The 24,404-nt window shown below is 70.1% G+C and carries 28 protein-coding genes and 2 pseudogenes; 19 read left to right on the forward strand and 11 right to left on the reverse strand.

What is annotated here, in order from left to right; all coding sequences use genetic code 11:
- Together CPCC7001_RS14550 and CPCC7001_RS16050 are read right to left on the reverse strand one after the other, a co-directional pair.
- Window positions 1-270: pseudogene (locus CPCC7001_RS14550) on the reverse strand (cbb3-type cytochrome c oxidase subunit I); the annotation flags it as partial.
- Window positions 269-478, reverse strand: a pseudogene (locus tag CPCC7001_RS16050) (N-acetylglucosamine-6-phosphate deacetylase); the annotation flags it as partial. The pseudogenes CPCC7001_RS14550 and CPCC7001_RS16050, both read right to left, overlap by 2 nt.
- A gap of 249 nt (window positions 479-727) precedes the next feature.
- Between CPCC7001_RS16050 and purE the strand changes: the two are divergent.
- Together purE and CPCC7001_RS11080 are read left to right on the forward strand one after the other, a co-directional pair.
- Complete coding sequence (gene purE / locus CPCC7001_RS11075) at window positions 728-1,234, forward strand: 5-(carboxyamino)imidazole ribonucleotide mutase (protein ID WP_006910729.1); 507 nt, start codon at window positions 728-730, stop codon at window positions 1,232-1,234.
- A gap of 30 nt (window positions 1,235-1,264) precedes the next feature.
- Window positions 1,265-2,332: an AI-2E family transporter gene (locus CPCC7001_RS11080; RefSeq protein WP_006911389.1), complete on the forward strand. Its 1,068-nt coding sequence runs from the start codon at window positions 1,265-1,267 to the stop codon at window positions 2,330-2,332.
- A gap of 21 nt (window positions 2,333-2,353) precedes the next feature.
- Here the strand turns inward: CPCC7001_RS11080 and cysC are convergent, their stop codons facing one another.
- Window positions 2,354-3,016, reverse strand: coding sequence for an adenylyl-sulfate kinase (cysC, locus tag CPCC7001_RS11085; protein ID WP_006910064.1), 663 nt, complete (start codon window positions 3,014-3,016; stop codon window positions 2,354-2,356).
- A gap of 120 nt (window positions 3,017-3,136) precedes the next feature.
- On the opposite strand from cysC, the gene CPCC7001_RS11090 reads away from it, so the two are divergent.
- Genes CPCC7001_RS11090 through CPCC7001_RS11105 form a run of 4 tightly spaced genes read left to right on the forward strand, consistent with a single transcriptional unit; the run spans window position 3,137 to window position 5,971 of the window.
- Window positions 3,137-3,331 (forward strand): hypothetical protein, encoded by a 195-nt coding sequence (locus CPCC7001_RS11090; protein WP_006911746.1) that lies wholly within the window; start codon window positions 3,137-3,139, stop codon window positions 3,329-3,331.
- A 4-nt stretch (window positions 3,332-3,335) separates the two neighbouring features.
- Entirely contained in the window at window positions 3,336-3,821 is a 486-nt protein-coding gene (locus CPCC7001_RS11095; protein WP_006910125.1) for an aromatic acid exporter family protein, read from the forward strand.
- 16 nt (window positions 3,822-3,837) lie between these two features.
- A complete protein-coding gene (locus tag CPCC7001_RS11100) occupies window positions 3,838-5,142 on the forward strand; it encodes a chloride channel protein (protein ID WP_006911313.1) in 1,305 nt (434 codons plus the stop codon).
- A 31-nt stretch (window positions 5,143-5,173) separates the two neighbouring features.
- On the forward strand, window positions 5,174-5,971 hold the full coding sequence (locus CPCC7001_RS11105; RefSeq protein ID WP_006910210.1) for a sterol desaturase family protein: 798 nt from the start codon (window positions 5,174-5,176) through the stop codon (window positions 5,969-5,971).
- Window positions 5,972-6,069: 98 nt separating this feature from the next.
- On the opposite strand, the gene CPCC7001_RS11110 is transcribed toward CPCC7001_RS11105, so the two are convergent.
- Window positions 6,070-7,104 carry an NAD(P)-dependent alcohol dehydrogenase gene (locus CPCC7001_RS11110; RefSeq protein ID WP_225867236.1) on the reverse strand — a complete coding sequence of 345 codons (1,035 nt, stop codon included), beginning with the start codon at window positions 7,102-7,104 and terminating at the stop codon, window positions 6,070-6,072.
- Between the two features lie 99 nt (window positions 7,105-7,203).
- On the opposite strand from CPCC7001_RS11110, the gene CPCC7001_RS11115 reads away from it, so the two are divergent.
- The gene (locus tag CPCC7001_RS11115; protein WP_043368993.1) at window positions 7,204-7,470 is read left to right on the forward strand and encodes a hypothetical protein; all 267 of its coding nucleotides are present in this window, start codon (window positions 7,204-7,206) and stop codon (window positions 7,468-7,470) included.
- Between the two features lie 95 nt (window positions 7,471-7,565).
- Window positions 7,566-8,069 (forward strand): DM13 domain-containing protein, encoded by a 504-nt coding sequence (locus CPCC7001_RS15240; protein ID WP_006911023.1) that lies wholly within the window; start codon window positions 7,566-7,568, stop codon window positions 8,067-8,069.
- A 15-nt stretch (window positions 8,070-8,084) separates the two neighbouring features.
- Here the strand turns inward: CPCC7001_RS15240 and CPCC7001_RS14120 are convergent, their stop codons facing one another.
- Both CPCC7001_RS14120 and CPCC7001_RS11130 read right to left on the reverse strand, forming a co-directional pair.
- Entirely contained in the window at window positions 8,085-9,065 is a 981-nt protein-coding gene (locus CPCC7001_RS14120) for an META domain-containing protein (RefSeq protein WP_006910857.1), read from the reverse strand.
- A gap of 185 nt (window positions 9,066-9,250) precedes the next feature.
- A complete protein-coding gene (locus CPCC7001_RS11130; protein WP_083782634.1) occupies window positions 9,251-9,856 on the reverse strand; it encodes a phosphate-starvation-inducible PsiE family protein in 606 nt (201 codons plus the stop codon).
- Between the two features lie 159 nt (window positions 9,857-10,015).
- On the opposite strand from CPCC7001_RS11130, the gene CPCC7001_RS11135 reads away from it, so the two are divergent.
- Window positions 10,016-10,969, forward strand: coding sequence for a glutathione S-transferase family protein (locus CPCC7001_RS11135; RefSeq protein WP_043370015.1), 954 nt, complete (start codon window positions 10,016-10,018; stop codon window positions 10,967-10,969).
- On the opposite strand, the gene CPCC7001_RS11140 is transcribed toward CPCC7001_RS11135, so the two are convergent.
- Window positions 10,970-11,851 carry an ion channel gene (locus CPCC7001_RS11140; RefSeq protein ID WP_043368994.1) on the reverse strand — a complete coding sequence of 294 codons (882 nt, stop codon included), beginning with the start codon at window positions 11,849-11,851 and terminating at the stop codon, window positions 10,970-10,972. It lies immediately after the preceding gene.
- Window positions 11,852-11,891: 40 nt separating this feature from the next.
- Between CPCC7001_RS11140 and CPCC7001_RS11145 the strand changes: the two genes are divergently transcribed.
- Window positions 11,892-12,722, forward strand: coding sequence for a DUF3598 family protein (locus tag CPCC7001_RS11145; protein ID WP_006909785.1), 831 nt, complete (start codon window positions 11,892-11,894; stop codon window positions 12,720-12,722).
- Window positions 12,723-12,732: 10 nt separating this feature from the next.
- On the opposite strand, the gene CPCC7001_RS11150 is transcribed toward CPCC7001_RS11145, so the two are convergent.
- Window positions 12,733-13,062: a translation initiation factor gene (locus CPCC7001_RS11150; RefSeq protein WP_006910795.1), complete on the reverse strand. Its 330-nt coding sequence runs from the start codon at window positions 13,060-13,062 to the stop codon at window positions 12,733-12,735.
- An 84-nt stretch (window positions 13,063-13,146) separates the two neighbouring features.
- Here CPCC7001_RS11150 and trpB point away from each other — a divergent pair, with 84 nt between their 5' ends.
- Complete coding sequence (gene trpB / locus CPCC7001_RS11155) at window positions 13,147-14,409, forward strand: tryptophan synthase subunit beta (protein ID WP_006909427.1); 1,263 nt, start codon at window positions 13,147-13,149, stop codon at window positions 14,407-14,409.
- Window positions 14,410-14,415: 6 nt separating this feature from the next.
- Here the strand turns inward: trpB and CPCC7001_RS15845 are convergent, their stop codons facing one another.
- From CPCC7001_RS15845 to CPCC7001_RS11170, 3 genes are all read right to left on the reverse strand, one after another.
- Window positions 14,416-15,390 (reverse strand): hypothetical protein, encoded by a 975-nt coding sequence (locus CPCC7001_RS15845; RefSeq protein ID WP_006910468.1) that lies wholly within the window; start codon window positions 15,388-15,390, stop codon window positions 14,416-14,418.
- Window positions 15,391-15,475: 85 nt separating this feature from the next.
- The gene (locus tag CPCC7001_RS11165; protein ID WP_083782685.1) at window positions 15,476-16,396 is read right to left on the reverse strand and encodes a heat-inducible transcriptional repressor HrcA; all 921 of its coding nucleotides are present in this window, start codon (window positions 16,394-16,396) and stop codon (window positions 15,476-15,478) included.
- Window positions 16,397-16,549: 153 nt separating this feature from the next.
- Window positions 16,550-16,894 carry a rhodanese-like domain-containing protein gene (locus CPCC7001_RS11170; RefSeq protein ID WP_006911329.1) on the reverse strand — a complete coding sequence of 115 codons (345 nt, stop codon included), beginning with the start codon at window positions 16,892-16,894 and terminating at the stop codon, window positions 16,550-16,552.
- Window positions 16,895-16,985: 91 nt separating this feature from the next.
- Here CPCC7001_RS11170 and CPCC7001_RS11175 point away from each other — a divergent pair, with 91 nt between their 5' ends.
- From CPCC7001_RS11175 to CPCC7001_RS11210, 8 genes are all read left to right on the forward strand, one after another.
- The gene (locus CPCC7001_RS11175; RefSeq protein ID WP_043368997.1) at window positions 16,986-18,743 is read left to right on the forward strand and encodes a DUF3352 domain-containing protein; all 1,758 of its coding nucleotides are present in this window, start codon (window positions 16,986-16,988) and stop codon (window positions 18,741-18,743) included.
- Entirely contained in the window at window positions 18,736-19,251 is a 516-nt protein-coding gene (locus CPCC7001_RS11180) for a histidine phosphatase family protein (RefSeq protein ID WP_006909237.1), read from the forward strand. The genes CPCC7001_RS11175 and CPCC7001_RS11180 overlap by 8 nt, the downstream gene beginning before the upstream one ends.
- A gap of 116 nt (window positions 19,252-19,367) precedes the next feature.
- Window positions 19,368-20,552: a citrate synthase gene (locus CPCC7001_RS11185; RefSeq protein WP_006910478.1), complete on the forward strand. Its 1,185-nt coding sequence runs from the start codon at window positions 19,368-19,370 to the stop codon at window positions 20,550-20,552.
- 24 nt (window positions 20,553-20,576) lie between these two features.
- The gene (gene nuoH, locus CPCC7001_RS11190; protein WP_006910794.1) at window positions 20,577-21,722 is read left to right on the forward strand and encodes an NADH-quinone oxidoreductase subunit NuoH; all 1,146 of its coding nucleotides are present in this window, start codon (window positions 20,577-20,579) and stop codon (window positions 21,720-21,722) included.
- A gap of 81 nt (window positions 21,723-21,803) precedes the next feature.
- The gene (ndhI, locus tag CPCC7001_RS11195) at window positions 21,804-22,427 is read left to right on the forward strand and encodes an NAD(P)H-quinone oxidoreductase subunit I (RefSeq protein ID WP_006910095.1); all 624 of its coding nucleotides are present in this window, start codon (window positions 21,804-21,806) and stop codon (window positions 22,425-22,427) included.
- Window positions 22,424-23,026, forward strand: a complete 603-nt coding sequence (locus tag CPCC7001_RS11200; RefSeq protein ID WP_006910272.1) for an NADH-quinone oxidoreductase subunit J — start codon at window positions 22,424-22,426, stop codon at window positions 23,024-23,026. Before ndhI ends, CPCC7001_RS11200 begins: the two co-directional genes overlap by 4 nt.
- 58 nt (window positions 23,027-23,084) lie before the next feature.
- A complete protein-coding gene (nuoK, locus tag CPCC7001_RS11205) occupies window positions 23,085-23,414 on the forward strand; it encodes an NADH-quinone oxidoreductase subunit NuoK (RefSeq protein WP_006911129.1) in 330 nt (109 codons plus the stop codon).
- Window positions 23,415-23,432: 18 nt separating this feature from the next.
- The gene (locus CPCC7001_RS11210; protein ID WP_006910915.1) at window positions 23,433-24,386 is read left to right on the forward strand and encodes an NAD(+) kinase; all 954 of its coding nucleotides are present in this window, start codon (window positions 23,433-23,435) and stop codon (window positions 24,384-24,386) included.
- Window positions 24,387-24,404: the final 18 nt, after the last annotated feature.

Consider the following 24,404-nt stretch of genomic DNA (forward strand, 5'->3'; position numbering starts at 1 on the left):
GGCGATCGCCACCACGTGGTAGCCGAACAGGGGCTTGCGGGCATACACCGGAAACAGTTCCGAGAAGATGCCGAACACCGGCAGCACCATCACGTACACCGCCGGATGGGAATAGAACCAGAAGAAGTGCTGATACAGCATCGGATCACCGCCGCCCTCGGGCCGGTAGAAGCTGGTGCCGAAGCTCAGGTCGAACAGCAGCAGCACCGCCCCGGCGGTGAGCACCGGCAGGCCGATCAGCTGGATCGCCTGGGCGGCCACCGCCGTCCAGCGCCAGGGCCGTGCGGAGCGGGGCGATGCCGCAGGTCACCAGGGTGGGGCAGATCGCCTCCACGCCATCACGCCAGAGCAGCTCGAGCAGCTCCAGCAGGCGGGGCAGGTCGTCCGCCGTGAGTTCCGGGAACGCCAGCCCCAGGCCACCGTTGATCTGCAGGTCCACCCCGGCCGGACTGAGCCAGTCGCCCTGCCAGTCCTCCCCGGCCGCGGCACTGCCCGGATCGAGCGGTTCGGCCGCGTCGATCAGGCCCTCCTCCCCCACCGCCAGGCGCCAGCGCCGGTCGGCGCCATGGCCGCAGCGGCTGGCCCGGGGCAGGCGGAGGTTGCGGATCCAGCGCATCGCGGCGGCAGGGGAGAGAATGCGATCCTCCTGCGCCACCCGCCCTTGAGCGATCGCCCCGCTCCGGATGCCCCTCGCCCCGCGTCGTCCCCCGCCCCGGGGGCGCCGCGGGTGGCGGTGGTGATGGGCAGCGATTCCGACCTGCCCACCATGCAGCCGGCGGTGACAATGCTGGAGCGCTTCGGGGTGACCGCCGAGGTGCGGGTGCTCTCCGCCCACCGCACACCGCTCGAGATGGTGGCCTTCGCCCAGGCTGCCGCAGGCCGGGGTCTGAAGGTGATCATCGCCGGTGCCGGCGGCGCCGCCCATCTGCCGGGCATGGTGGCGGCCCTCACCCCGCTGCCGGTGATCGGCGTGCCGGTGCAGAGCCGGGCCCTCTCCGGTGTGGACTCGCTGCATTCGATCGTGCAGATGCCGGCTGGCATTCCCGTGGCCACGGTGGCGATCGGCAACGGCACCAACGCCGGGCTGCTGGCCGTGCAGATCCTGGCCACGGCCGACGCCGCCCTGGCTGAGGCCGTGGCCGCCTATCGCGCCGAACTGCACAGCCAGGTGCGGGCCAAGGACGAACGCCTGCTCCAGCTCGGCAGCGCCGCCTACCTGGCCCAGATGGGCTGACCTGTTCTCGCACCCCTGTCCGCCCCGCCCATGCTTGAGCGCCTGGTGCTGCCCCCGATGTTGAAGGCCGGCCTGGCCCTGCCGCTGCTGGTGCTCAACCTGTGGGTGCTGCGGCAGCTGCTGCTGCCGCTGGCCCCGTTCCCGGCCCTGTTCGTGGCGGCGGCGCTGATCGCCTTCCTGCTGGACATTCCCAGCCGCTGGCTGCGGCAGCGGGGCCTGCCCCGGCCGCTGGCGATGGTGCTGGTGCTAGGGGTGGCCCTGGGGCTGCTGGCCCTGGCCGTGATCTGGCTGGTGCCCCGCCTGATCGACCAGCTGGCCGAGCTGGTGGCGGCCCTGCCGGGCTGGCTGGCCCAGGGGGAAGTGTGGCTGGATGCGCTCGAGGCCTGGGCGGAGGACCAGGGCATCCCCACCGATTTCGGCGACCTCAGCAGCGATCTGCTCAGCCGCCTCAGCAAGCTCGCCACCCAGCTCAGCCAGCAGCTGCTGGGCCTGCTCGGGGCCACCGTGGGTCTCACCGTGAATACGGTGATCGTGCTGGTGCTGGCGGTGTTCCTGCTGCTGGGCGGTGAGCGGATCAGCGCCGGCCTGGCCCAGTGGCTGCCCCCCGAGGCGCGCTCCCTGGTGGTGGACACCCTCAGCCGCACGTTCCGGGGCTACTTCGCCGGCCAGGTGGCCCTGGCCACGATTCTCAGCAGCCTCCAGATCGTGGTGTTCACCCTGCTGGCCATTCCCTACGGCGTGCTGTTCGCCGTGGCGATCGGCTTCACCACCCTGGTTCCCTATGCCAGCGCCCTCACGATCGTGCTGGTGAGCGGCCTGGTGGCCCTCAACGACCCCAGCACGGGAGCCGAGGTGCTGGTGGCGGCCATCGCCGTGGGCCAGCTGGTGGATCAGATCATCCAGCCCCGGCTGATGGGCAGCATCGTGGGGCTGCAGCCCGCCTGGCTGCTGATCTGTCTCCCGGTGGGGGCCAGGCTCGGCAGCCTGCTGGGCCTGGGGGAGCTGCTGGGATTGCTGCTGGCCGTGCCGGTGGCGAGCTGCGCCAAGACCTTCCTCGATGCCCGGCTCAGGAGCTGGCAGCTGGCCGAGGGGGCCTGATCCTCACGGCCACGCACCCCTTCAGGCGTTCTCCTGGGTCAGGATCCCGCGCGCCTGGAGCTCCGCCAGCACCTCGGACACGCAGTCCTCGAGGGTGCGCGTGCCCGTGTCCACCCGCAGCTCCGGCTGCTCCGGGGCTTCGTAGGGGCTGGAAATGCCGGTGAAGTCCTTGATTTCACCGGCTCGCGCCTTGGCGTAGAGCCCCTTGGTGTCGCGCTGCTCGCACACCTCCAGGCCGGCATCGCAGAAGATCTCGACGAAATCCCCGTCCCCCACCAGGGCGCGCACCCGGTCCCGGTCGGCCTTGAATGGCGACACGAAGGCGGTGAGCACCACCACGCCGGCATCCAGGAAGAGCCGGGCCACCTCACCGATGCGGCGGATGTTCTCCTCCCGGTCGGCATCGGAGAAGCCGAGGTCCTTGCAGAGGCCGTGGCGGATGTTGTCGCCATCGAGCACGTAGCAGGCCAGCCCCTGCTCGAACAGGGCGGAGTTCACGGCGTTGGCCAGGGTGCTCTTGCCCGAGCCGCTCAATCCGGTGAACCAGAGGATGGCGCTGCGATGGCCCCGCTGGTGCGCCCGGGCGGAGCGGGTCACGGTGCTGTGGTGCCACACGATGTTGGTGGACTTCCCCGCGGTCGTGAGGGTGCCGTAGGCGGGATTCGGAGCGGGGGAAGGGGGCATGGGCTGCGGTCGGGATCCTTGCCGCCATCCTCCCAGCGGGCTGCCCCCCTGGGCAGCGGCTCCGCCAGGCGGGATGCTGGAGCCGTTTCAGAATGCCGTTCCTGGCAGCCGCTCTGCTCCATGGCCCCGGATCTGCTTCTGGCCCTTGGCCTGCCCCTGGCCCTGCTGCTGCTGGGGCTCTGGCTGCTGCTGCAGCGACGAGAACCCCTGCCGGCGTGGCTGGAGAGGCTGCGCCGTCACAAGGCCCTGATCTGGAACAGCGGCATCGGGCTGATCATCGGCCTGTCGGCCCTGCGCTGGCTGCTGGGGCGCTGAGCCGATGACCGCGGGACCGCAGCGCAGCACCTGGACCCTCCATGCGGTGCGCACAGCCCTGGCGGCGGGCCTGTCGATGGCGCTGGCCACGGCCCTGGGCGTGCCGGATCCCTACTGGTCCCCCATCACCACGATCATCGTGACCCAGTCGGGGGTTGCCGATTCCTGGTTGATCTCCCGGCGGCGCCTGCTCGGCACCCTGCTGGGCGTGACCCTCGGGGCCCTGCAGGTGCTGCTGCTGCCCAGGGGGGTGTTCTCCTATGCGCTGGCCATCCTGCTGCTGGGGCTGGTGTGCGGCTTCAGTCGGATCCACCAGAGCGCCTACCGCTTCGGGGGCATCGCCCTCACGATCGTGATCACGGCGGCACCCGGCGATGCGGTGTGGCGGGTGGCCCTGTTCCGCTTCGTGGACGTGGCGATCGGCATCGGTGTGGCCCTGGCGATCACGCGTCTCTGGCCCGAGGCGGTGCCCCGGGACGAGCCCCGCTGAGCGGCCTGCCACCACCATGCATCCCCTGGCTCTGGCCCTGTCGTTGCTGCTCGCTGGTGTCCTGATCGGCCTGGCGGAACTGCCCTACCAGGCCCTCTCCGAGCTGGGGTTCCGGCTGCAGGGCCTCTGGCCCCTGGGCTCCGGCGGGTCTGTCGATCCCCTGCTGGCGCTGGCCACGGCCCTGGCCACGGCGGTGTTCGTGGCCTTGGCCTGGGGACCGCTGGCGGCTGGACGGGGCGGCGGCATCACCGGGGTGCTGCTGCTGCAGGAGGCCGCTCACGGGGAGGAGCGGCAGGGTGCCCTGGCCAGCCTCGCCCTGGTCCGCCAGCTGATGCGCCTGCCGCTGCTGGCACTCACCCATCTGGCTGGGCTGAGCGTGGGCACCGAATCCCCCTCGGCGGCACTGGGGGCCTCGATCCTGCTGGCCCTGCGCACCCGGCTCGCGCCACTGCAGCGGCTGTCGCTGCCGCTCACCGCGGCCATCGGTGGAGGGGCGGGCCTCGGGGCGGCCTTTCGTGCTCCCCTGCTGGGGGCCGCCTACGCCCTGGAGGAGCTCAGTGCCGAGCGGGGTTTCAGCCTGGTGGCGCCCACGCTCGCCCTGGGCGGCATCGGTACCCTGCTGAGCTCGGAACTGGGGCAGCCGGCCCGCCAGGTCGTGCCTCCGGCCGTGCTTCTGCCCGCCGCCCTGCTGCCCCTGGCGCTGGCGATCACCGTGGTCTGTGCCCTGGCCGGCGTGGCCCTGGTGCGGCTGCTGATTCCGCTGGCCCGCCGGCTGGCATCCCTGCTGCGCCGCCGCACCCTTCCCATGGCCCTGGCGACGGCGGCGGCGTTCACCCTGCTGGCCCTGGCCAGTGGCGGCATCAGCCTCAATGACGGTTCCCTGGAACTGGGCCCTGCGCTGGCCGGCGCCGCGGCTCCGACCCCCTGGTGGGCGCCCCTGCCCCGGCTGCTGGGTCCACTGCTGAGTCTTGCGATCGGTGCCCCTGGCGGGCTGATGCACGATTCGATGAGTCTGGGTGCCGTGCTGGTGAGTCCCTGGCTCACGGCGCTGCCCCTGGAGCAGCGGGCTGCCCTGGCGGCGGTCGCGGCCGCTGCCACGTTCAGCGGCGCCTGCCGGACCCCCCTGTTCTGCGCCCTGTTCGTGTTCACCCTGCAGGGCCAGCCCAGCGGTCTGCCCCTGGTGCTCACGGCCTCGGCGATCGCTGCCGCGATCGGCCACTGGATTGGGGGAGCCAGCTGGAACGCGGTGCAGGTGGCGGCGGCGAGGGCCGTCCCGCCGGCGAAGGGGACGGTTGGGGTCGGTCGAGCCTCCCTAGGGTGAGGGTGGACGGCAGACAGGACGATGGAGCGCCATGGGCCCAGTACAGATCGAGCCTGCGGCCCTTCACGCCCCCCTGTGGATCCACGGCTTTGCCGAATCCGGTGTCAGCTTCTTCGCCATCATCCTGCTCCGCTATTTCCTCGTGGCCGGGGGAGTGTGGTGGCTGCTCTATGCCCGGCGCGGGCTCCACGCCGGAAGGGAGGGTGACCACCGGCGTCCTGACCGCCCTGGTGAGATCCGCCGCGACATCCGACTCTCGGTGTTCTCGGCCGGGGTGTTCGCCCTCGCCACCGCCGGCGTGATGACCCTGCACGGTCTGGGCCTCACCCGGCTCTACAGCCAGCCCCAGCAGTACGGCTGGTGGTATCTGGGGGTGAGCTATCTGGCTGTGCTGGTGCTCCAGGACGGCTTTTTCTATGCCACCCATCGGCTGTTCCATCACCCGGCGCTGTACGGCTGGTTCCACCAGGGCCATCACCGATCGCGCCAGCCCACCCCCTGGACCTCCTTTGCCTTTGATCCCCTCGAAGCCGCCGTGCAGGCCCTGTTCCTGGTGGGGCTGGTGGTGGTGGTGCCGCTCCATCTGGGCACCCTGCTGGCCGTGCTCAGCACGATGACGGTGTGGGCGATGGTGAACCATCTCGGGCTCGACCATCTGCCCCTGCGCTTTCCCCACCACTGGCTGGGGCGCTGGGTGATCGGTCCGGCCCACCACTCCGTGCACCACCGCCGCCAGCGGGCCCATTACGGGCTCTACTTCACCTTCTGGGACCGGATCTTCGGCACCGAGGACCCTGCCTACGCCGAGAGCATCCGCCCAGCACCGTGACAGAGGCCATGGCCACCCCCGCGGCGGGCAGCTCCAGGGCGGCCGACCGCCCGAAGCCCTCTAGCCCAGCGTTCCGGAGGCACCCAACGGCACACGTCTCAGGCGGGCTGCGGGGGCGTCGCCCCCATCGAGATCACCACGTTGCCCCGTTTGTGTCCCGCATCCACATGCCGGTGCGCCGCCACGATCTGCTCGAAGGGATAGACCCGATCGATCACCGGCTGGAACACGCCGTTCTCGGCCAGGCTCGCCAGGGCGGCCAGATCCTCGGCGCTGCCGCTGGCGGGCCCGGCCACGAGGCGTCGGCCGCTGAGGCGCGACTGCACGGGGGCGAGCAGCAGGGCCGGCAGGCTGGACACCACCAGCAGCAGCCGTCCGCCCGGGGCGAGGCAGGGCCGGCAGCGGGACAGCGGCGCATTGCCCACGGCGTCGAGGATCACGTCGAAGCTCTCCCCGAGCCGGCTGAAGTCGGTCGTGGTGTGGTCGATCACCCGGACGGCCCCCAGCGAGCGCACGAGCTCCTGGTTCGTGGGGCCGCAGACGGCCGTCACCTCGGCGCCGCCATGCACCGCCAGCTGAATCACGGCCGTGCCCACGGCGCCGGAGGCCCCGTTGACCAGCAGCCGCTCACCCCGCTGGAGTGCGGCGCGCCGCAGAAAGTGCAGCGCCGTGGTGCCGCCGAAGCTCAGGGCCGCAGCCTGCTCGAAGGAGAGGTTCGGCGGCTTGGCGGCGATGGCGCCATCCTCCGGCAGGCAGCAGTACTCGGCATGGCAGCCCATGGCCATGTCGCTGAAGGCCACCACGGCATCGCCCACCCGGAACCGGCGCACCCCGGGGCCCACCGCCGCCACGGTGCCGGCCAGCTCGGTGCCCAGGATCGGCTGTCGCGGGCGGCGCACCCCGGCCATCAGCCGCAGGATCAGCCCGAAACCCGCCGGCACCTCCAGGCTGCGCATCCTCCAGTCCCCTGAACTCACGGTGGTGGCATGGGTTTGGATCAGCACGTCGTGCTCGCCCGGCACCGGCCTGGGCACGTCCCGGAACTGCAGCACATCCGGCGCGCCATAGCGCTCGTAGATCACGGCTCGCATCGGGCTGGATGCCGCTGCTGGCTTCGGCGGGGTGTCGCTCATGGGCAGGTTCCGGTGCGGTGTCATCGGGCTCTGTATAGGCGTGTGAAGGCAGGATCCCGACGTCGCGTGCACGATGGACAGAGAGCCAAGGGACCGACCATGGACTCGAGAGCACCCGCCCGCCAGCCCTCACCCGCCCGGAGGCGGCCCCAGGCGGGCGGGCGCCTGTCCCACCGCGGCTATGGACTGGTGATCAAACCGGCCGAAGAGGGCTGGGAAGCCAGGATCGAAGATCCAGCCGGGCACGTGGCCGATGTGGTGCTGCAGGAGCAGCTCGCCGTGGATCCCTTCCCCAGCGCCGCTCTGGCCCAGGAGGCCGCCGAGCAGTTCGTGGACGAGCTTCTCGGGCAGGAGAGTTCCTACTGAGGCAGGCCTTGGGCTGGCTGATGCCGCCCCATCCCACCCCATCGCATCCAGTCCACGGTTTCAGGGGTAGTAGCCCTGTCCTGCGCCGATTCGCGGTGTCCTCCCTGTCCCGCTCCACTGCCCTGCTTGCTCTCGCCCTGGCCCTGGCCGGAGCCGGCTGCGTCAAAGCCTCCCAGCGCACCCCATCGTCCGCCCTGCCCCAGACCCAGGCCGAGAGCACGGCAGGAGCTGCCATGAAGAAAGGCGTGCTGCACACCGGCATGTTCCGCAAGGCCGAAGCTCCGGTGCAGGGCAGCTTCACCATCCGCCGTGATGGCAACCGCACCCTGCTGGTGCTCAGCGACGACTTCAGCACCAAGGCCGAGGCCCCCGACCTCAAGCTGGCCCTGGGCCGTGAGGCCAATCCCATCGCCGGCAGCAGGCCTCCGGCCTACCCGCTGCAGGAAGGCAGCTACACCGTGATCGCTCCCCTGAAGGCGGCCAAGGGCGGCCAGGTCTATGAACTCCCCGCGGGGTTCGATCTCGCCGGCCAGGGCTCGGTGATCATCTGGTGCCAGCAGTTCAACGCCACCATGGCCTGGGCGCCCCTCGCCGGTTGAGCGGCGGCCTGTGCCTCAACCGCCCAGCACCACGGCATCGGGGATCTCGTAGCGCTCGTCGCCGATGCGCACGCGGGTCAGGTCCCCCTCCCGGCTGGCCTGGAACGGGCCCGTGCGATCCGCTTCCGAAACGGCGTTGCCGATGGCCTGACCCATGCGGAAATACACCGTGCGCTCCCGCCCATCCGGCAGGCTGATCACCACCGTGGCGTAGCCGCCGCCGGCGCGGGCCACCTGGAAACCGCAGCGCCCCGTGGGCTGGTCAGAGGCTTGGCCGGACTCCAGGCGACACGGCAGCTCACCGCTGGCGTCGAAGTCCCCCTGGCCGGCCCTGAGCGCCGAATCATCCTCGCCGTAGTGCACGGTGCCATCCGGGGAGATCGCCGCCTCCAGGTCGTTGCCCAGCAGGTAGCCCCGCGGCCCGCCGCCCAGGCGCTGCACGTCGCACCAGAGGCCGGCGGGCCCCTTGCCGCAGCCCAGGTTGTCCAGCAGCGTGCCCGCCGGGTAGCGGGCCGCAACGGAACCAGTGGCCGAGGGCACCCGCCGCAGAGCGCCGGTCTGGGCGGTCACCCGCCAGTTGCGCGGTCCGCCCTCCAGACGCTGCCAGACCAGGATGCCGCCATCGCCGAAGAGGCTGAGGGCGAGGCGGTCACCCAGCAGCCGGTAGCCCCGCACTAGGGCCAGGTCCCGGCCCAGCTCGCTGTCCAGGCTGGGAGGAGGACAGAGGGCCCGGGTCATCGCCAGGGGACTGAACCGGAAACTGCCGCTGCTGCCATCGCCGGCCGGCATCGCCGTCCAGGTGCCCGTGGCCCGGTTGCAGTTCAGGCGCAGGGAGGCCCGGCCGTCGGCGCCGAGCTCCAGGGTGTAGAGCCGCGGGTTCTCCGGCCTGCGGCTGCCGATGGCGTCGTCCATCGACTGGATCTCGAGCAGCTGCCAGTGGGTGGTGGCCAGGTTGATCGGACCTGGTTCTTGTGCAGGTGCCGGTGGCTGTCCCATGTTGGGCTCAGCCCGGGAAGGGATCGGTTGCCCCGGCACGAGGGGCAGGCTCAGCAGCAGGGCGGCGGCAAGCCTGAGCGCGCGCTGTTGGGCCCCATGTGTCCGGCTTCGCCAGGAGCCGGAGCAGGATCTTCGCTGGCTTTGCTGCCCCATGGAGGACCGACGGCAATGGCTGCTTCAGCAACCTACAGACCCTGCTCAGATCTGTTCAGGGCGAGCCGGGGGGCCTTCATCCGGGCCGACACCTTGGCTTCGGGGTCCACCCCCTCGAAGGTGGGGGGCAGCCACACCCGCACCACCATCAGCACGGCCATGGTGGAGAGGAAGAGGCAGACGGCCAGGATCTGATGCCAGTCGGTTTCGAGAACCCCGTTCACGATCACTTCTCTGAGCACCGACACGATCGCGATCTCCACCGACACGCCGATCGACACCCGCTGTTCCTGCAGATAGATGATCAGCAGGCGGAACAGCTCCACCAGGATGAGGATGAAGAGGATGTCCGAGGTGATGGCGTGGAACTTCGGTTCCGAGAGCAGGGAGGAAAACATCACCTTCATCTGCAGCACCATCACGCCGAACAGGCCCACGCACAGCGAAATCGCAATCAGGTCCTGAATCGCTTCCAGGGTCTGCACGATCTGCACCCGCCGCAACTGCTGGTACCAGGGCACGGCCTGAGCCTGAGGCTGAGCGGCGTCAGCGCCGCTGGGGGCCGTTTCCGGCGAGCGTTCCCTGCCGTCGGCGTTGGCGGCAGGCACGGGGATACAGGGGGAGAGGCTTGTGGTCATCACGTCGGGGGAGGGGAAGGGAACGCGCTCCGGCGCCCCGCTCGAGTGAAGAAACCTTAAGGGGAGTTTTTCTTATCGGTCAATCTTCTTTTGATCAGCCTGGCTGATCATCGCCATAGGATCGACGCCGCCTACGGTGAACTCTGACGGGGTGTGGACGTGGGGCTGCTCATCGATGGGGTGTGGCACGACCGCTGGTACGACACCGAGGCCAGCGGCGGACGCTTCGTGCGCTCCGCTTCCCAGTTCCGCCACTGGATCACCCCCGATGGCAGCCCCGGACCGAGCGGTGAGGGCGGCTTCGCTGCCGAGGCGGGGCGCTACCACCTGTACATCTCCCATGCCTGCCCCTGGGCCCACCGGACGGCGATCTTCCGGGTGATCAAGGGCCTTGTGCCCCTGGTGTCGCTGTCGGTGGTGCACTGGCACATGGGCGCCGAGGGCTGGACCTTCGAGCCCGGAGACGGGGTGATTCCCGATCCGATCCATCAGGCCCGCTGTCTGCACGAGGTGTACACCCAGGCCGATCCCCGCTACAGCGGCCGGGTCACGGTGCCGGTGCTCTGGGACCGGGCCAGCGGGCGGATCGTGAACAACGAGTCCTCCGAGATCATCCGCATGTTCAACAGCGCCTTCGACGCCATTGGCGCCGCGGCGGGTGACTACTATCCGGCACCTTTGCGCGCCGAGATCGATGCCTTGAACCAGCGGATCTACGACACCGTGAACAACGGCGTGTACCGCTGCGGTTTCGCCACCAGCCAGGGCGCCTATGACGAAGCGATCGGGCCTCTGTTCGCCACACTCGATGCGCTGGAGGAGCGCCTGAGTGACCGGCCTTACCTGGTGGGCGCCACTCTCACCGAAGCGGATTGGCGTCTGTTCACCACCCTCGTGCGTTTCGATGCGGTGTACGTGGGCCACTTCAAGTGCAACCTCCGCCGTCTGGTTGACTACCCCAATCTCTGGAACTACGTGCGCCGGCTGTATGGCCATCCGGGCGTCGCCGCCACCGTGAACATGCAGCACATCAAGGGGCACTATTACCAGAGCCATCCCAGCATCAATCCCTCGGGCGTGGTGCCGGCGGGGCCGCTGCTGAGCTTCGTGTGATCAGGGCCGCAGTGGACAGGGACGGGTGCGGTCGAAGGCCGACCAGTCGATGCGGTGCAGGTTGCCCTCCGTTTCCACCATGTCCTGGAAACAGAGGCCGTAGCCGATCTGCTCCACCGGCCAGCTCCAGCGGCTGTGCACCGGCCGCTCGATCGTCTCGTCCACCCCGCTGAAGGCCACCACCAGTTCGGCGTTCAGGCCGTTGAGGTCATCCAGCGTGAGACCGTGCAGCGGGCTGGCGGCATCGATGCGGTGCTGGGCTGTCCACAACAGCAGGAAGGCGATCCCCTGATCACGCTCCAGTGGCAGGGCCCGCAGCCGGCGCATGCGGTGCCCTTCCTGGCTGGTCTCATCCACCGCCAGAAAGGCCCGTACCCGGGCTTCGAGGATGTGGTTGCCCCGCTCGTTGGCCAGCCGGAAGCTGAGTGTGGGCGTGCCGTTGTAGGGGTGCACCACCGCCAGCCGGGAGAAGCGGATCCGGGCGCTGCTGCGGGAGAAGCGCGCGAAGGCCAGGCCGGTGCTGAGGGCGATGAACAGCACCCCGCTGAAGGCTTCCGCCGTCACCAGCAGGTTGGTGAACAGGCTCACCGGGTGGAGCGCGCCGTAGCCGATCGAGCCCAGGGTCTGCACGCTGAAGAAGAACGCCTCGGCGAAGCTGGCCCTGCCATCGGCCGTGCCCGCCAGCCCGCCGGGGTCGAGCCGGTAGAGCCCGGCGAACAGCAGGTTGATCCCCAGGTACACCAGCGCCAGCAGGCCCAGGAACTGGGGCCAGGAGATCGAGAGGGCGAGCAGGTAGGGCTCGCGCCAGTGGCGCCACCACCGCTGTTTCCCCTGGGTGGTGAGCAGGCCCTTCTGGCGCCGCAGGTGCTGGACCCTGGCCATCGGCTCCGGTGCCGCTCTACGCCATCGTTAGCATCCGGGCATGGGCAACCAGTGGGAGAACTTCTGCCGCAATCTCGGTGAGTGGCGCGGCAGCTTCGCCAACCTCGACGCTGCGGGCAACCTCCAGAGCGCCACGGCCTCGATCCTCACGCTCGAGAGCCGTGAGGAGGGGCGCTGCGTGCTGTTCCGCCTGCGCCGCTACGGCGATGGCGGCTACGACACGCCGCCCCTGCAGGACCACCAGCAGGAGTACCGCTCCCTGGGGAAACAGGTGGTGTTCTTCGACAACGGCAGCTTCTCGAAGGGGTCGCTGCAGGTGGCGCCGGCCACGCGCTCCGGCGCCGAATTCGGCTTCGTGGGCCATGACCGCCGCTGGCGGCTGGTGCAGCTGCACGGGGAGAGCGGCGCCTTCGAGTCCCTGGTGCTGATCCGGGAGTTTCGCGCCGGCAGCGGGGCGAGCGAGCGTCCGGCCCTCACGCCGGAGCAGCTGCTCGGCACCTGGCAGGGCCAGGCGGCCACGGTGGAGGCCGATTGGCCGGTGCCGAGTGTCGCCCCCTGCCGCACCAGCATCGAAGCGCTGCCGGGGCAGGGGCTGCGCCTCACCACCGAGCTGGGGGGCGAGCCGGAGGTGCTCGAAGGCCGGCTGCAGGGCTCCGTGCTCGCCATCGACGGCCCCAGCCCGCGCCAGCTCAACCTCCTGCCCGATGGCGGCTCCAGCCTCGTGCCCCTGCAGGTGAGCCACCGCCAGGGCTTCACGGTGGAGGCTGCCTGGCTCAGCTCCCCCACGGAGCGGCAGCGCCTGATCCGTCGCTACAACGACCGCGGTGCGTGGATCTCGGCCAGCCATCTGATCGAAACCCGGGTCGCCTGAGCGGCCGGCCTCAGCCCCCGGCCTGCCTGGGGCGGTATCCCGCTGTCTCCAGGGCCTCCAGGGCCACGGCCACCTGGTCCCCCTGGAGCTCGATCACGCCATCCTTGACGGTGCCGCCCGTGCCGGCCGCCGCTTTCAGCTGTTTGAGCAGGGCCTTGCGCTCGCTCTCTCCGGCCTCGATGCCGCTGATGGCCGTCACCACCTTGCCCCCCTTGCCGGCCTTGGTGCGTTGCACCCGCACGCGCTGCTGGGCCCTGGGGGTTGGAGCCGAGGGCGGGCGCTCCAGGCTGGCCGGGCGGCTGAGGCTGCCGAATTCCTGCCAGCCCCCCTTGCTCCCCATTGGCTCCGCACCATCTGCGGGCCCATCCTCCCCCAGTCCGGCTGCCTACGCTGAGGGGCATCAGACGATTCCGGTGGCCCGCGCGTGACCAGCACCGTTCCTTCCGCCTCTGCGCTCACCGCCGCCTCGCTTCAGCCCGAGGTGCGTCCGAACCCGGCCGGCCGCTTCGGTCGCTTCGGCGGGCAGTACGTGCCCGAAACCCTGATGCCGGCCCTGGCCGAGCTGGAGGCCGCCGCCGCCGAGGCCTGGGCCGACCCCGCCTTCACCGGCCGGCTGGATCACCTGCTTCGCACCTATGTGGGCCGCCCCACCCCGCTCTATGAGGCCGAGCGGCTCACGGCCCACTACGCCCGCCCCGAGGGGGGGCCGCGCATCTGGCTCAAGCGTGAGGACCTGAACCACACCGGCGCCCACAAGATCAACAACGCCCTGGGCCAGGCCCTGCTGGCCCTGCGCATGGGCAAGAAGCGGGTGATCGCGGAGACCGGCGCCGGCCAGCACGGGGTGGCGACCGCCACCGTGTGCGCCCGCTTCGGCCTCGAGTGCGTGGTGTACATGGGAGCCGAGGACATGCGCCGGCAGGCCCTCAACGTGTTCCGCATGCGCCTGCTGGGTGCCACGGTGCAGCCGGTGACGGCCGGCACCGCCACTCTCAAGGACGCCACCAGCGAGGCCATCCGCGACTGGGTGACCAACGTGGAGTCCACCCACTACATCCTCGGCTCGGTGGCCGGGCCCCACCCCTACCCGATGCTGGTGCGCGACTTCCATGCCTGCATCGGCAAGGAGGCCAGGGCCCAGTGCCAGGAGGCCTTCGGCCGGCTGCCGGATGTGCTCGTGGCCTGCGTCGGTGGCGGCTCCAATGCCATGGGCCTCTTCCATCCCTTCGTTGAGGACACCGCTGTGCGGCTCGTGGGCGTGGAGGCTGCCGGCGAAGGGGTGGCCAGCGGCCGCCATGCCGCCACCATCACCGAGGGGCGGATCGGGGTGCTGCACGGCGCCATGAGCCTGCTGCTCCAGGACGCCGAGGGCCAGGTGCAGGAAGCCCACTCGATCAGCGCCGGCCTCGACTACCCCGGCGTCGGCCCCGAACACAGCTACCTGCGCGAGATCGGCCGGGCCGACTACCTGGCGGTGACCGATCAGCAGGCCCTCGACGCCCTGCGGCTGGTGAGCGAGCTGGAGGGCATCATTCCGGCCCTCGAAACCGCCCACGCCTTCGCGGCCCTTGATGCTCTCTGCCCCACCCTGGCGCCGGGCAGCGAAGTGGTGCTCAACCTGTCCGGCCGCGGCGACAAGGACGTGAACACCGTGGCCGACCGGCTCGGGGCCCAGCTGGGCGGCTGATCACGCTCAGAGGGGATCCTCCTCCCAGGCGAAGCGGGGCAGGCGCCGCAGCCCCTCCTGCATGCAGGCCGCCCACACCTGCATGGAACGGCCGATCTCCGGGGCCCCCTTCGCCAGTTTGATCCGGCGGGAGATCCGCAGCTCATTGGCCGGCATCAGCGCCAGCTCGAAGGGCGGCCCCACCGACAGGTTCGAGCGCCGGGTGATCACCTGGGAGATCAGGCAGAGCCGGGCGGCGTCCTCCAGCGACAGGCCGCAGTGCCCCACGAAATCGAGCGGAGGTTTGCCGTACTTGCTCTCGCCGATCTGCAGGAACGGGGTTTCCCGCGTGGCCATCACGGCGTTGCCCTGGGGGTAGATCAGATAGAGGCCATGGCGATCGCCCTCGATCTGGCCGCCGAGGATGAAGGTGGCCTCCACGCTGGCGCCGGACTGGTGCAGGGTGGCCCGGTGCTGCTCCTGCACCGCCACGCTCATGCGGCCCACGTAGTCGGCGGCCTCGAACAGGTAGCGGGCCGTCACCAGGTTGGCGGGTTCATCTCCCTGCTCCTGCGGCGGGTCAGCGGCCACGGACGGCGGGCCGTGGGCAGCTGCGGTGCCGGCCGTGGGGTGGCCGGCTTCCGGTGCCACGGCGGCCACCGGGGCGGGCGCCGTGGCTCCCAGCCCCACGAACACCGAGGTCTGCAGCGGGGGGTCGACCGCCTCGCCCGTGATGCCCGGGCCGCTGCCCACCGGCATGCCCGGCACGGCACTGCCCATCGGTCCGACCCCATGGCGGCGCAGATCCCGCTGGATCTGGTTCAGCACAGCCTGGGTGGTGGCCAGGTTCCCCGCCGCCAGCAGCACGAACAGCCTGTCCGGAGCAGGCTGGAACACGTGCATCTTGCTGTAGGTCGAGATGTAGTCGACCCCCGCATTGGTGCGTGAATCGGAGGCGAACACCAGTCCGGCATCCAGCAGGAACGCGACGCAATAAGTCATGCCTGGAACCTGGATGGAAACCCGCAGTTCTCGATGATCGCCCCTCCCGGGCTCCGCGGTACAGCATGGCCCGCTGTGGCCGGGTTCAGCTCAGCAGCCGCGACAGGGTGGAGGCCACCGACTGCACCGCGGCCTTGGCCGTGGCGTAGGCCATCCGCATCGGCCCCACCAGGGCCACATGGCCGTGGGCCCCATCGCCGGTGGCGTAGGCGGCCTGCACCACGCCACAGTGCTCCAGAGCTCCATGGGGGTGTTCCTGGCCGATCCAGATGGCGTCGGCGCGGGGACCCAGCAGCTGCTGCGGGGTGTCCTCCACGAGCTGCACGAGTGGCCGCAGACTGGCGGTCTGGCTGAATTCAGGCTGGGCCAGCAGGCCGCCCAGACCGCTGGCCACGGCGGAGCCGCCATCGCTGTTCAGGGGTTTCTGAACGTCGAGCGCCTGGCGCAGCAGATCGCCGCTGCGGCGCAGTTCCGCGGGGAGCTGGTGCCAGGGGATCAGGGCCTCTGGGTGGGCGCGGAGCTGGCTGTTGGTCCAGGCTTCCAGCCGGTTGAGCTGGGGGACTGCCTCCGGCGGCAGGCGCAGGTTGAGGCTGCCGCCGCTGGCCGGCCCCGCCACCAGGAACACCAGCAGCCGGTCGCCGCTGGGCACCAGGCGCAGCTCCTGCAGCCGCTGGCGGGGCCGTTGGGGCCGGGTGATCAGGCTGAGCAGGCCCGTGAAGTCCGCCAGCCGGCGGCTGAGGTGCAGCAGCAGATCGTCGAGGGCGGTCCAGGTCAGGCTCAGTCCGGCCAGTTCCCGTTCCAGCTGCTGGGCGACCACCCCGGGCGCCGGCAGCAACCGATCCACATACACCCGATAGCCCTGCTGACTCGGCACCCGACCCGCCGAGGTGTGGGGCTGGGTGAGCAGTCCCTGCTGTTCGAGGGCCCCCATGGCGGAACGCACGGTGGCGGAGCTGGTGGGCAGGCCGAAGCGCCGCACCAGGGTCTTGCTTCCCACCGGCTCCATCGTGTCCACGTAGTGACGCACCGCCAGCTGCAGCACCTCCTGCTGGCGCCGGGAGAGCTGACGTGGGGAGAGGTTCGTAGCCAACCCAGCCGCCCGTGGGGAGTGGCCAGATGGTAGGGAGGACGGCCAGCCGCCGGACAGGGCCTTGTGAGCTCAGTAACGCGGCACGGTGGGATCCACCAGGGCGCTCCAGGCCTCGATCCCGCCCACCAGGTTCCAGACCTGCGGATACTGGCGCTCCTGCATGAGCCAGCACGCGAACTGCCAGCTGCGGATGCCGGCGTGGCAGAGCACGGCCACGGGCCTGTCGCGCTCCAGCAGCTGCTCCAACTGGCCCAGCCACTGCTCCGACTGACTCAGGGGCAGGTGGATCACCGGCTGGGAGAGCCTGGCCAGCTCCAGCTCCGCTGCCTCGCGCACGTCCACCAGCTGGATGGCCTCGCCGGCCTCGAGCCGCTGGTGCAGTGCAGGGGCCGTGATGCTGACGGGCGTTTGCACGGGCTTGGCTTCGGTGCAGGATGGGGCCATCCTGCTGGGGGCCCATGGCCGGGCGCATCCATGCCCGCTTGAACCATGCCCGCTTGAACGCATGAGAGCCCGTCCCTTCCTGGCGTTGGTGCTGGCGGTGACGCTCTCGCTGCTGGGGCTGGCCCTCACGGCCGGCTGGCTGCTCTGGCAGCGATCCCCCCTGCAGCTCCAGGCCCAGGCGCTTTCCCTTCCCCGCGCCGCCCGCTTCGTGCCCAGAGATGCGGTGCTGGGGGTGTTCCTGCAGGCGGATGCCGACCTGCCGGTCGAGTACGCCCGGGCCCAGGCGCCGACACGGCAACGCCGTCAGGCCGCGGAGGCCATGGCTCGCCTGCGGGATGGGGCGTTCGCCGCCGCCGGGCTCGACTACCGCGGCGAACTGGCGGGCTGGCTGGGGGAAGAAACCGGGGTGGCCCTGCTCGCCACCCGGCCGGGTGCCCCTCCGGATGGCTGGCTGCTGACTCTCCAGAGCCGGGATGGGGATGGAGCCCGCCGCTTCCTGCAGCGCTTCTGGCAGACCCGCAGCCTCGCCGGCACCGGCCTCCAGGTGTCCAGCTATCGCGGCATGGGGGTGATCAGCGGCCGGGGTGCGCTGGTGGGCAGCGAACCCGTCCCGATCGCCACGGCCCTGATCGATGACGATCTGGTGCTGCTGGCCTCCGGCCGCGGCGTGCTGGAGCAGGCCCTGGATGTCTCCCAGATCGATGAGCTGAACCTGGCCGCCGATCCCACCTTCCTGCAGGCACCGCGCCACTTCGCCCGCGGCGTCGTGCTGGTGCATGTCCGCCCCGGCGGACTGGAGCCCTGGCTGGGTCTCACCCCACCAGCTTCGGGTAACGGCGGTGGCCTGGCCATCCGTTCCATGGTGGCTGCCCTCTCTCCCCGAGGGCGGCAGCTGCAGCTGGAGGCTCTGGTGGCCCTGGCGGAGGCGCCGCCGGCTGCGGCGAGCTCCGCTGCGCCCGACCAGCCCGAGACTGCTTCCGCCACCACTTCCGATCAGTCTCCCACTGATCAGTCCCCCACCGACCAGTCCTCCACCGATCAATCCCCCGAGGCGGCACCCGCCCCGGCGGCCCGGAGCTCCTGGGCGTCAGGCCTGGATCCGGCCAGGGCAGCCGCCCTCACGGCCGGGCTGCAGGGGGAGCTGCACACCCTGGCACTGCTGCAGGATCCTGCCCACTGGCCCGGCCCCTGGCAGGGCCTCCTGGCCCGAAGCCTGGATCCCGACAGCGATGGTCCCCTGCCGGCCCTGGTGGCCAGCCAGGATTCAGGCCCCCTGGTCTGGGGTCGCGGCGCCCTCGGCTGGTTGCTCGGAACGCCGGCCGCCGTGCCGGATCCCGCATCCCTGGCCCCATCCCTCGAACCCCTGGGCCTGGTGAGCTCCAGCCTCGAGAGTCCCAGCCACCACCCGGTTCAGGTGTGGACCCATCTCGAGGCCCTCCCGGCATCCCGCCGCCGCCGCGAGGCCGGAGCCCAGTTGGCCGTGACCGTGGTCGGGGCCAGGCAGGTCGATGGCGCCCAGGCCTGGTGGGGTCAGACCCTGGCGGTGCTGGAGGAGCGGCAGGCAGGTGGCCCGGCTCCCGCGAGCCTGCTGAAGGCGCTCGACAGCCTCGACCTTCCCCGCGCCCCGCTGCAGTGGGCCGCCGCGGCCGATCCCGCCCAGGCCGCCCTGCGGCGCTGGCCGGCCTGGCGCTTGCTCAGCAGCCTTGCCAGCCAGCCCCTCGAGGCCGGAGTGTCCGGCCTGGCCCTCGGGCTCGAGCCGGAGCCCGAGGCTGGCCCCGGCGCCGCCATCCATCTGGTGGCGAACCTGCGGTATGGCTGACGCCATGGTGCACCTGCTGCTCCTCCGCCATGGCCTCGCCGAGGAACGCCGCGCCGACCGGCCCGAGGCCCTGCGGCCCCTCACCCCCGAGGGCATCCGACGCACCAGGGCCGTGGTGGGGCGACTGGCGGAGCTGGATCTCCGCGTGGATCGCCTGGTCACCAGTCCCCTGGCGCGGGCCCGGCAGACTGCGGCCCTGGCCCTCGAGGCGGGGCTGGCGCCCTCACTCGAAGAGCACACCGCCCTGGAGCCAGGCGGTGCGGGCCTGGCAGGCCTGCACGCGCACCTCGCGGACCTGCCAGGCGAGGGCCGGTTGATGCTGGTGGGCCATGAGCCGGACCTCGGCGATCTGGCGGCGCGCCTGATCGGGGCGGCCCCCGGCAGCCTGGTGCTCAAGAAGGCCGGTCTGGCCTGGCTTCAGGCTCCATCCGTCAACCGGGAGGTGCCCTGGGAGTCACCCTGGCGCCTGCGCCTGCTGATCGGTCCGCGCCAGCTGCTGGGCACCTAGCTGAAACACCTCCGGATGAACATCGGGGAGAACCTGGGAGGCGCTGTGGTGTGGCCGGGCACGGCGGGGTCACAGCTCCCAGCCGTAGGTTCTGGCCACTTGAGTTCCCCCCCGGCATGGCAGGCAGCCTCAGCGACAGTGTCCCCGGCAGCACCGGCGGTGCCACTGCCGCACCGCCGTTCCGGCCTGGACTGGAGGGGGTGCCGGCCACCCAGTCGGCCATCTGCGACATCGATGGCCAGAAGGGGCGCCTCACCTACCGCGGCTACGACGCCGGGGAACTGGCTGCCCACAGCACCTTCCTGGAAACCACCTACCTGCTGATCTGGGGCGAGCTTCCCACCGCCGAGGGGTTGCGCCAGTTCGAGCACGAGGTGCAGATGCACCGCCGGGTGAGCTTCCGCATCCGGGACATGATGAAGTGCTTCCCGGCCACCGGGCACCCGATGGACGCGCTCCAGAGCAGCGCCGCCTCGCTGGGGCTGTTCTATTCCCGTCGCGCCCTCGACAACCCGGAGTACATCGCCGAGGCCGTGGTGCGGCTGATCGCCAAGATCCCCACGATGGTGGCGGCGTTCCAGCTGATCCGCAAAGGGCAGGATCCGATCCAGCCCCGCGACGATCTGCCGTTCGCCTCGAACTTCCTCTACATGCTCACGGAACAGGAGCCGGATCCCCTGGCGGCCCGCATCTTCGATGCCTGCCTGATCCTGCATGCCGAGCACAGCCTCAACGCCAGCACCTTCAGCGCCCGCGTCACCGCCAGCACCCTCACCGATCCCTATGCGGTGGTGGCTTCCGCCGTGGGCACCCTGGCCGGTCCGCTCCACGGCGGCGCCAATGAGGATGTGCTGGCCATGCTCGAAGCCATCGGCAGCGCCGATCAGGTGGAACCCTGGCTCGATCGGGCCATTGCCCAGAAGCAGAAGATCATGGGCTTCGGTCACCGCGAATACAAGGTGAAAGACCCCCGGGCCGTGATCCTGCAGGGGCTGGCCGAGCAGCTGTTCCACCGCTTCGGCCACGACCCGCTCTACGACCTGGCCCGCAAGCTGGAGGAGGCGGCAGCCGAACGGCTTGGCCCCAAAGGGATCTACCCGAACGTCGACTTCTACTCCGGGCTGGTGTACCGGAAGCTCGGGATCCCCCGCGACCTGTTTACCCCGATCTTCGCCATCGCCCGCACGGCGGGCTGGCTGGCTCACTGGAAGGAACAGCTTGGTGCAAACCGCATCTTCCGACCGTCGCAGATTTACACCGGGCCTGTTCCGCGCGACTGGGTTCCGTTGGAAGCCCGCTAAGTTGCTGCGATCCGAGCCCTTCCGATGCTGAGCTCTGCAACCGGCCTGGACACCGCCGTGGGTCTGGACCTCGAGTCCAGCTTCGTTTCAGCCCTGCAGGGGCTGGGACTCAGCCCGGGCACCGCCCACCTGCTCTGGCTGCCCCTGCCCATGCTGCTGGTGCTGGTGGCCGCCGTGGTGGGCGTGCTGGTGAACGTGTGGCTGGAGCGCAAGATCTCGGCTGCCGTGCAGCAGCGCATCGGCCCTGAGTACGCGGGTGCCCTCGGGGTTCTCCAGCCCATGGCCGATGGCCTCAAGCTCCTGTTCAAGGAGGATGTGATTCCGGCCCGGGCCGACGGCCTGCTGTTCACCCTCGGCCCGGTGCTGGTGCTGATCCCGGTGATCCTCAGCTGGCTGGTGGTGCCCTTCGGCCAGCACCTGCTGATCAGCAATGTGGGCATCGGCATCTTTCTGTGGATCGCCCTCAGCTCGATCCAGCCGATCGGGCTGCTGATGAGCGGCTACGCCTCCAACAACAAGTACTCCCTGCTCGGTGGTCTGCGGGCGGCCGCCCAGTCGATCAGCTACGAGATCCCCCTCGCGCTGGCCGTGCTGGCGGTGGTGATGATGAGCAACTCGCTGAGCACCGTCGACATCGTCGACCAGCAGACCGGGGCGGGCATCCTCAGCTGGAACATCTGGCGCCAGCCGGTGGGCTTCGTGATCTTCTGGATCTGCGCCCTCGCCGAGTGCGAGCGCCTGCCCTTTGACCTGCCCGAGGCCGAGGAGGAGCTGGTGGCCGGCTACCAGACCGAGTACGCCGGCATGAAGTTCGCCCTGTTCTATCTGGGCAGCTACATCAACCTGGTGCTCTCGGCCCTGCTGGTGTCGGTGCTCTACCTGGGTGGCTGGGGCTTCCCCCTGCCGGTGGAATGGCTGGCCAGCTGGCTGGGCCAGCCCATCGATGCCCCCGTGGTGCAGGTGATCACCGCGTCCGTGGGGATCGTGATGACGGTATTGAAGGCCTACCTGCTGGTGTTCCTGGCGATCCTGCTGCGCTGGACCACGCCCCGGGTGCGCATCGACCAACTCCTTGATCTGGGCTGGAAATTCCTGCTGCCGATCGCCCTGGTGAACCTGCTGGTGACCGCCGGCCTCAAGCTGGCCTTCCCCGCCTTCTTCGGCGGCTGACCCTTCAGCTTCCCTCTGCCTGGGCCATCATGGCCGGGGTCGTCTCCACACCCGCCCCACCCCGTTTCCTGCATTCCGCTCATGTTCGGGTTCCTCAAGAAAGTCGGTGACTACACCCGCGATGCCGTTGGCGCAGCGCAGTACATGACCCAGGGGCTGGCGGTGACGTTCGATCACCTGCGCCGTCGTCCTGTCACGGTTCAGTATCCCTACGAGAAGTTGATTCCCTCGGAGCGGTATCGGGGGCGGATTCACTACGAGTTCGACAAGTGCATCGCCTGCGAAGTGTGCGTGCGGGTGTGTCCCATCAACCTCCCGGTTGTCGACTGGGTAATGAACAAGACCACGAAGAAAAAGGAGCTTCGCAACTACTCCATTGATTTCGGGGTGTGCATCTTCTGCGGCAACTGCGTGGAGTACTGCCCCACCAACTGCCTCTCCATGACCGAGGAATACGAGCTGGCGGCGTTCGATCGCCACAGCCTCAACTACGACAACATCGCTCTCGGTCGCCTCCCCACCAGCGTGACCAGCGACCCGGCCGTGGTGGCCCTGCGGGAACTGGCCTACCTGCCGAAGGGCGAGATCGATCCCCATGGGGTTCCCGACACCACCCCGCGGGCGGGCCAGTTGCCCGATCAGGTTCTTGCCGGTCTGAAAGCTGCCGAGCCGTCCGCCGCCACCTCCGAGGGAGACGCCCAATGACCATCGCTTCCACCACCCAGTTCATCTGCTTCGCGGCACTCTCCGCCACTCTTGTGCTGGGTGCCCTGGGCGTGGTGCTCCTGCCCAACATCGTGTATTCCGCCTTCCTTCTGGCCGGTGTCTTCCTGTCGGTGGCCGGCCTCTATCTGATGCTCAACGCCAGCTTCGTGGCCGCCGCCCAGATTCTGGTGTACGTCGGCGCGGTCAACGTACTGATCCTGTTCGCGATCATGCTGGTCAACAAGCGGGAAGACCTCTCGGTGATCAAGGGCCTGGCCCTGAGGCGCGCCCTCTCCGGTCTGGTGTGCGGCGGGCTGTTCGTGCTGCTGATCCGCGTCGCCGTCACCACCCCCTGGGCCCTGCCAGGTCCCACGCCGGTGGGAGAGGAGGCCACCATCCGCATCGGTGAGCACCTCTTCTCCGACTACCTGCTTCCCTTCGAGCTGGCTTCGGTGCTGCTGCTGATGGCCATGATCGGGGCCATCGTGCTGGCCCGGCGTGATGTCTTCAGTGCGGACATCGCCACCGGTGAATCCGTGGACCAGGGCCTGATCGAGAAGGCCCGCACCCCACTGCTGCTGGACACCTCCGGCCGCTGAGCTCCCTGCCCCACCACTCCACCCGTCTGCCTCACCCTCTGCACCCATCTCTGCGCCCATGGAGCTCGATCTTTCCGCCACCATCCCGCTTCAGGCCTACCTGGTGCTGGCGGCCGTGCTGTTCTGCACCGGCGTCTGGGGCCTGATCAACAGCCGCAATGCCGTGCGGGTGCTGATGAGCATTGAACTGATGCTCAATGCGGTGAACATCAACCTGATGGCCTTTTCCAGCTACCTCGACGGCGAGCTGGTGCGCGGGCAGGTGTTCGCCATCTTCGTGATCACCGTGGCTGCCGCCGAAGCCGCCGTTGGCCTGGCCATCCTTCTCTCCCTCTACCGCAACCGCGAAACCGTGGACATGGAGCGGTTCAACCTCCTGCGCTGGTGATCCGGCCCCCCCTCGTTCATGCGGCTGGATCGCGTCTGGCTCATCGCCCGTTCCGGTAGCCAGGCGGCCCACCGTCAGGCCCAGCGCTGCGCTGCCGACCTTCGCTCCCAGGGCGTGGCTGTGGTGACGGCCACCAGCGGCCAGGCCCAGGATCCGTTCCCGGGACTGCTGGCCACCGAGGGCGAACTCCCCGATCTGGGGGTCGTGCTCGGGGGCGATGGCACCGTGCTGGGGGCGGCCCGCCACCTGGGACCCCTGGGTGTGCCCATCCTCTGCTTCAACGTGGGGGGACACCTGGGCTTTCTCACCCATCACCGCAGCCTGCTGCGGCTGAGCGGGGAGCAGCCACGCCGCCGTTCCGACGACGACGACCAGCGCAGCCTCTGGCAGCGGCTCCGGGACGACAGCTTCGCGATCGAGAGCCGCATGATGCTGGAGGCGCGGGTGGACCGCTGCGACGGGGTGGCGCCGGCCTCCCAGCCCAGGCACCTCGCCCTCAATGACGTTTACTTCCGCCCCGGGCTGGACGAACGCTCCCCCACCTGCGTGCTGGAGCTGGAGATCGACGGTGAGGTGGTGGACCAGCTCCGCGGTGACGGCCTGATCATCGCCACCCCCACGGGCTCCACGGGCTACGCCATGGCGGCCGGGGGGCCGATCCTGCACCCGGGCATCGAGGCGATCGTGGTCACGCCGATCTGTCCGATCAGCCTCTCCAGCCGGGCCCTGGTGGTGCCCCCCCGCGCCCAGCTCTCGGTGTGGCCCCTGGGAGAGTCGAGCCGTCGGGTGAATCTCTGGCAGGACGGCGCCCACGCCACCACGCTGGAGCCGGGCGACCGGGCGATCGTGCAGCGCTGCAGCCATCCCGCCAAGATGCTCATCCTGGAGCGCAGCCCCTCCTACTACCGCACACTCACCCACAAGCTGCACTGGGCCGGCAGTCTGGTGGCAGCCGAGCCTTCCCACAACTGACCGGCACGGCGTCACCCT

Origin of the sequence: Cyanobium sp. PCC 7001 (genome assembly GCF_000155635.1) — a bacterium.
GTDB lineage: Bacteria > Cyanobacteriota > Cyanobacteriia > PCC-6307 > Cyanobiaceae > NIES-981.

What these genes read in the sequence shown, in the direction of transcription:
- CPCC7001_RS11165 (WP_083782685.1), bottom strand. Translation starts at nt 16,396, where the DNA reads ATGGAGCCGGTGGGAAGCAAGACCCTGGTGCGGCGCTTCGGCCTGCCC.
- CPCC7001_RS11100 (WP_006911313.1), top strand. Translation starts at nt 3,838, where the DNA reads ATGCATCCCCTGGCTCTGGCCCTGTCGTTGCTGCTCGCTGGTGTCCTG.
- CPCC7001_RS11200 (WP_006910272.1), top strand. Translation starts at nt 22,424, where the DNA reads ATGACCATCGCTTCCACCACCCAGTTCATCTGCTTCGCGGCACTCTCC.
- CPCC7001_RS11210 (WP_006910915.1), top strand. Translation starts at nt 23,433, where the DNA reads ATGCGGCTGGATCGCGTCTGGCTCATCGCCCGTTCCGGTAGCCAGGCG.
- CPCC7001_RS11090 (WP_006911746.1), top strand. Translation starts at nt 3,137, where the DNA reads ATGGCCCCGGATCTGCTTCTGGCCCTTGGCCTGCCCCTGGCCCTGCTG.
- CPCC7001_RS11150 (WP_006910795.1), bottom strand. Translation starts at nt 13,062, where the DNA reads ATGGGGAGCAAGGGGGGCTGGCAGGAATTCGGCAGCCTCAGCCGCCCG.
- CPCC7001_RS14120 (WP_006910857.1), bottom strand. Translation starts at nt 9,065, where the DNA reads ATGGGACAGCCACCGGCACCTGCACAAGAACCAGGTCCGATCAACCTG.
- CPCC7001_RS11185 (WP_006910478.1), top strand. Translation starts at nt 19,368, where the DNA reads ATGGCAGGCAGCCTCAGCGACAGTGTCCCCGGCAGCACCGGCGGTGCC.
- CPCC7001_RS11105 (WP_006910210.1), top strand. Translation starts at nt 5,174, where the DNA reads ATGGGCCCAGTACAGATCGAGCCTGCGGCCCTTCACGCCCCCCTGTGG.
- CPCC7001_RS11110 (WP_225867236.1), bottom strand. Translation starts at nt 7,104, where the DNA reads ATGAGCGACACCCCGCCGAAGCCAGCAGCGGCATCCAGCCCGATGCGA.
- cysC (WP_006910064.1), bottom strand. Translation starts at nt 3,016, where the DNA reads ATGCCCCCTTCCCCCGCTCCGAATCCCGCCTACGGCACCCTCACGACC.
- CPCC7001_RS11175 (WP_043368997.1), top strand. Translation starts at nt 16,986, where the DNA reads ATGAGAGCCCGTCCCTTCCTGGCGTTGGTGCTGGCGGTGACGCTCTCG.
- CPCC7001_RS15845 (WP_006910468.1), bottom strand. Translation starts at nt 15,390, where the DNA reads ATGACTTATTGCGTCGCGTTCCTGCTGGATGCCGGACTGGTGTTCGCC.
- CPCC7001_RS11130 (WP_083782634.1), bottom strand. Translation starts at nt 9,856, where the DNA reads ATGACCACAAGCCTCTCCCCCTGTATCCCCGTGCCTGCCGCCAACGCC.
- CPCC7001_RS11180 (WP_006909237.1), top strand. Translation starts at nt 18,736, where the DNA reads ATGGCTGACGCCATGGTGCACCTGCTGCTCCTCCGCCATGGCCTCGCC.
- CPCC7001_RS11115 (WP_043368993.1), top strand. Translation starts at nt 7,204, where the DNA reads ATGGACTCGAGAGCACCCGCCCGCCAGCCCTCACCCGCCCGGAGGCGG.
- nuoK (WP_006911129.1), top strand. Translation starts at nt 23,085, where the DNA reads ATGGAGCTCGATCTTTCCGCCACCATCCCGCTTCAGGCCTACCTGGTG.
- CPCC7001_RS11095 (WP_006910125.1), top strand. Translation starts at nt 3,336, where the DNA reads ATGACCGCGGGACCGCAGCGCAGCACCTGGACCCTCCATGCGGTGCGC.
- CPCC7001_RS11080 (WP_006911389.1), top strand. Translation starts at nt 1,265, where the DNA reads ATGCTTGAGCGCCTGGTGCTGCCCCCGATGTTGAAGGCCGGCCTGGCC.
- CPCC7001_RS11145 (WP_006909785.1), top strand. Translation starts at nt 11,892, where the DNA reads ATGGGCAACCAGTGGGAGAACTTCTGCCGCAATCTCGGTGAGTGGCGC.
- CPCC7001_RS11140 (WP_043368994.1), bottom strand. Translation starts at nt 11,851, where the DNA reads ATGGCCAGGGTCCAGCACCTGCGGCGCCAGAAGGGCCTGCTCACCACC.
- ndhI (WP_006910095.1), top strand. Translation starts at nt 21,804, where the DNA reads ATGTTCGGGTTCCTCAAGAAAGTCGGTGACTACACCCGCGATGCCGTT.
- nuoH (WP_006910794.1), top strand. Translation starts at nt 20,577, where the DNA reads ATGCTGAGCTCTGCAACCGGCCTGGACACCGCCGTGGGTCTGGACCTC.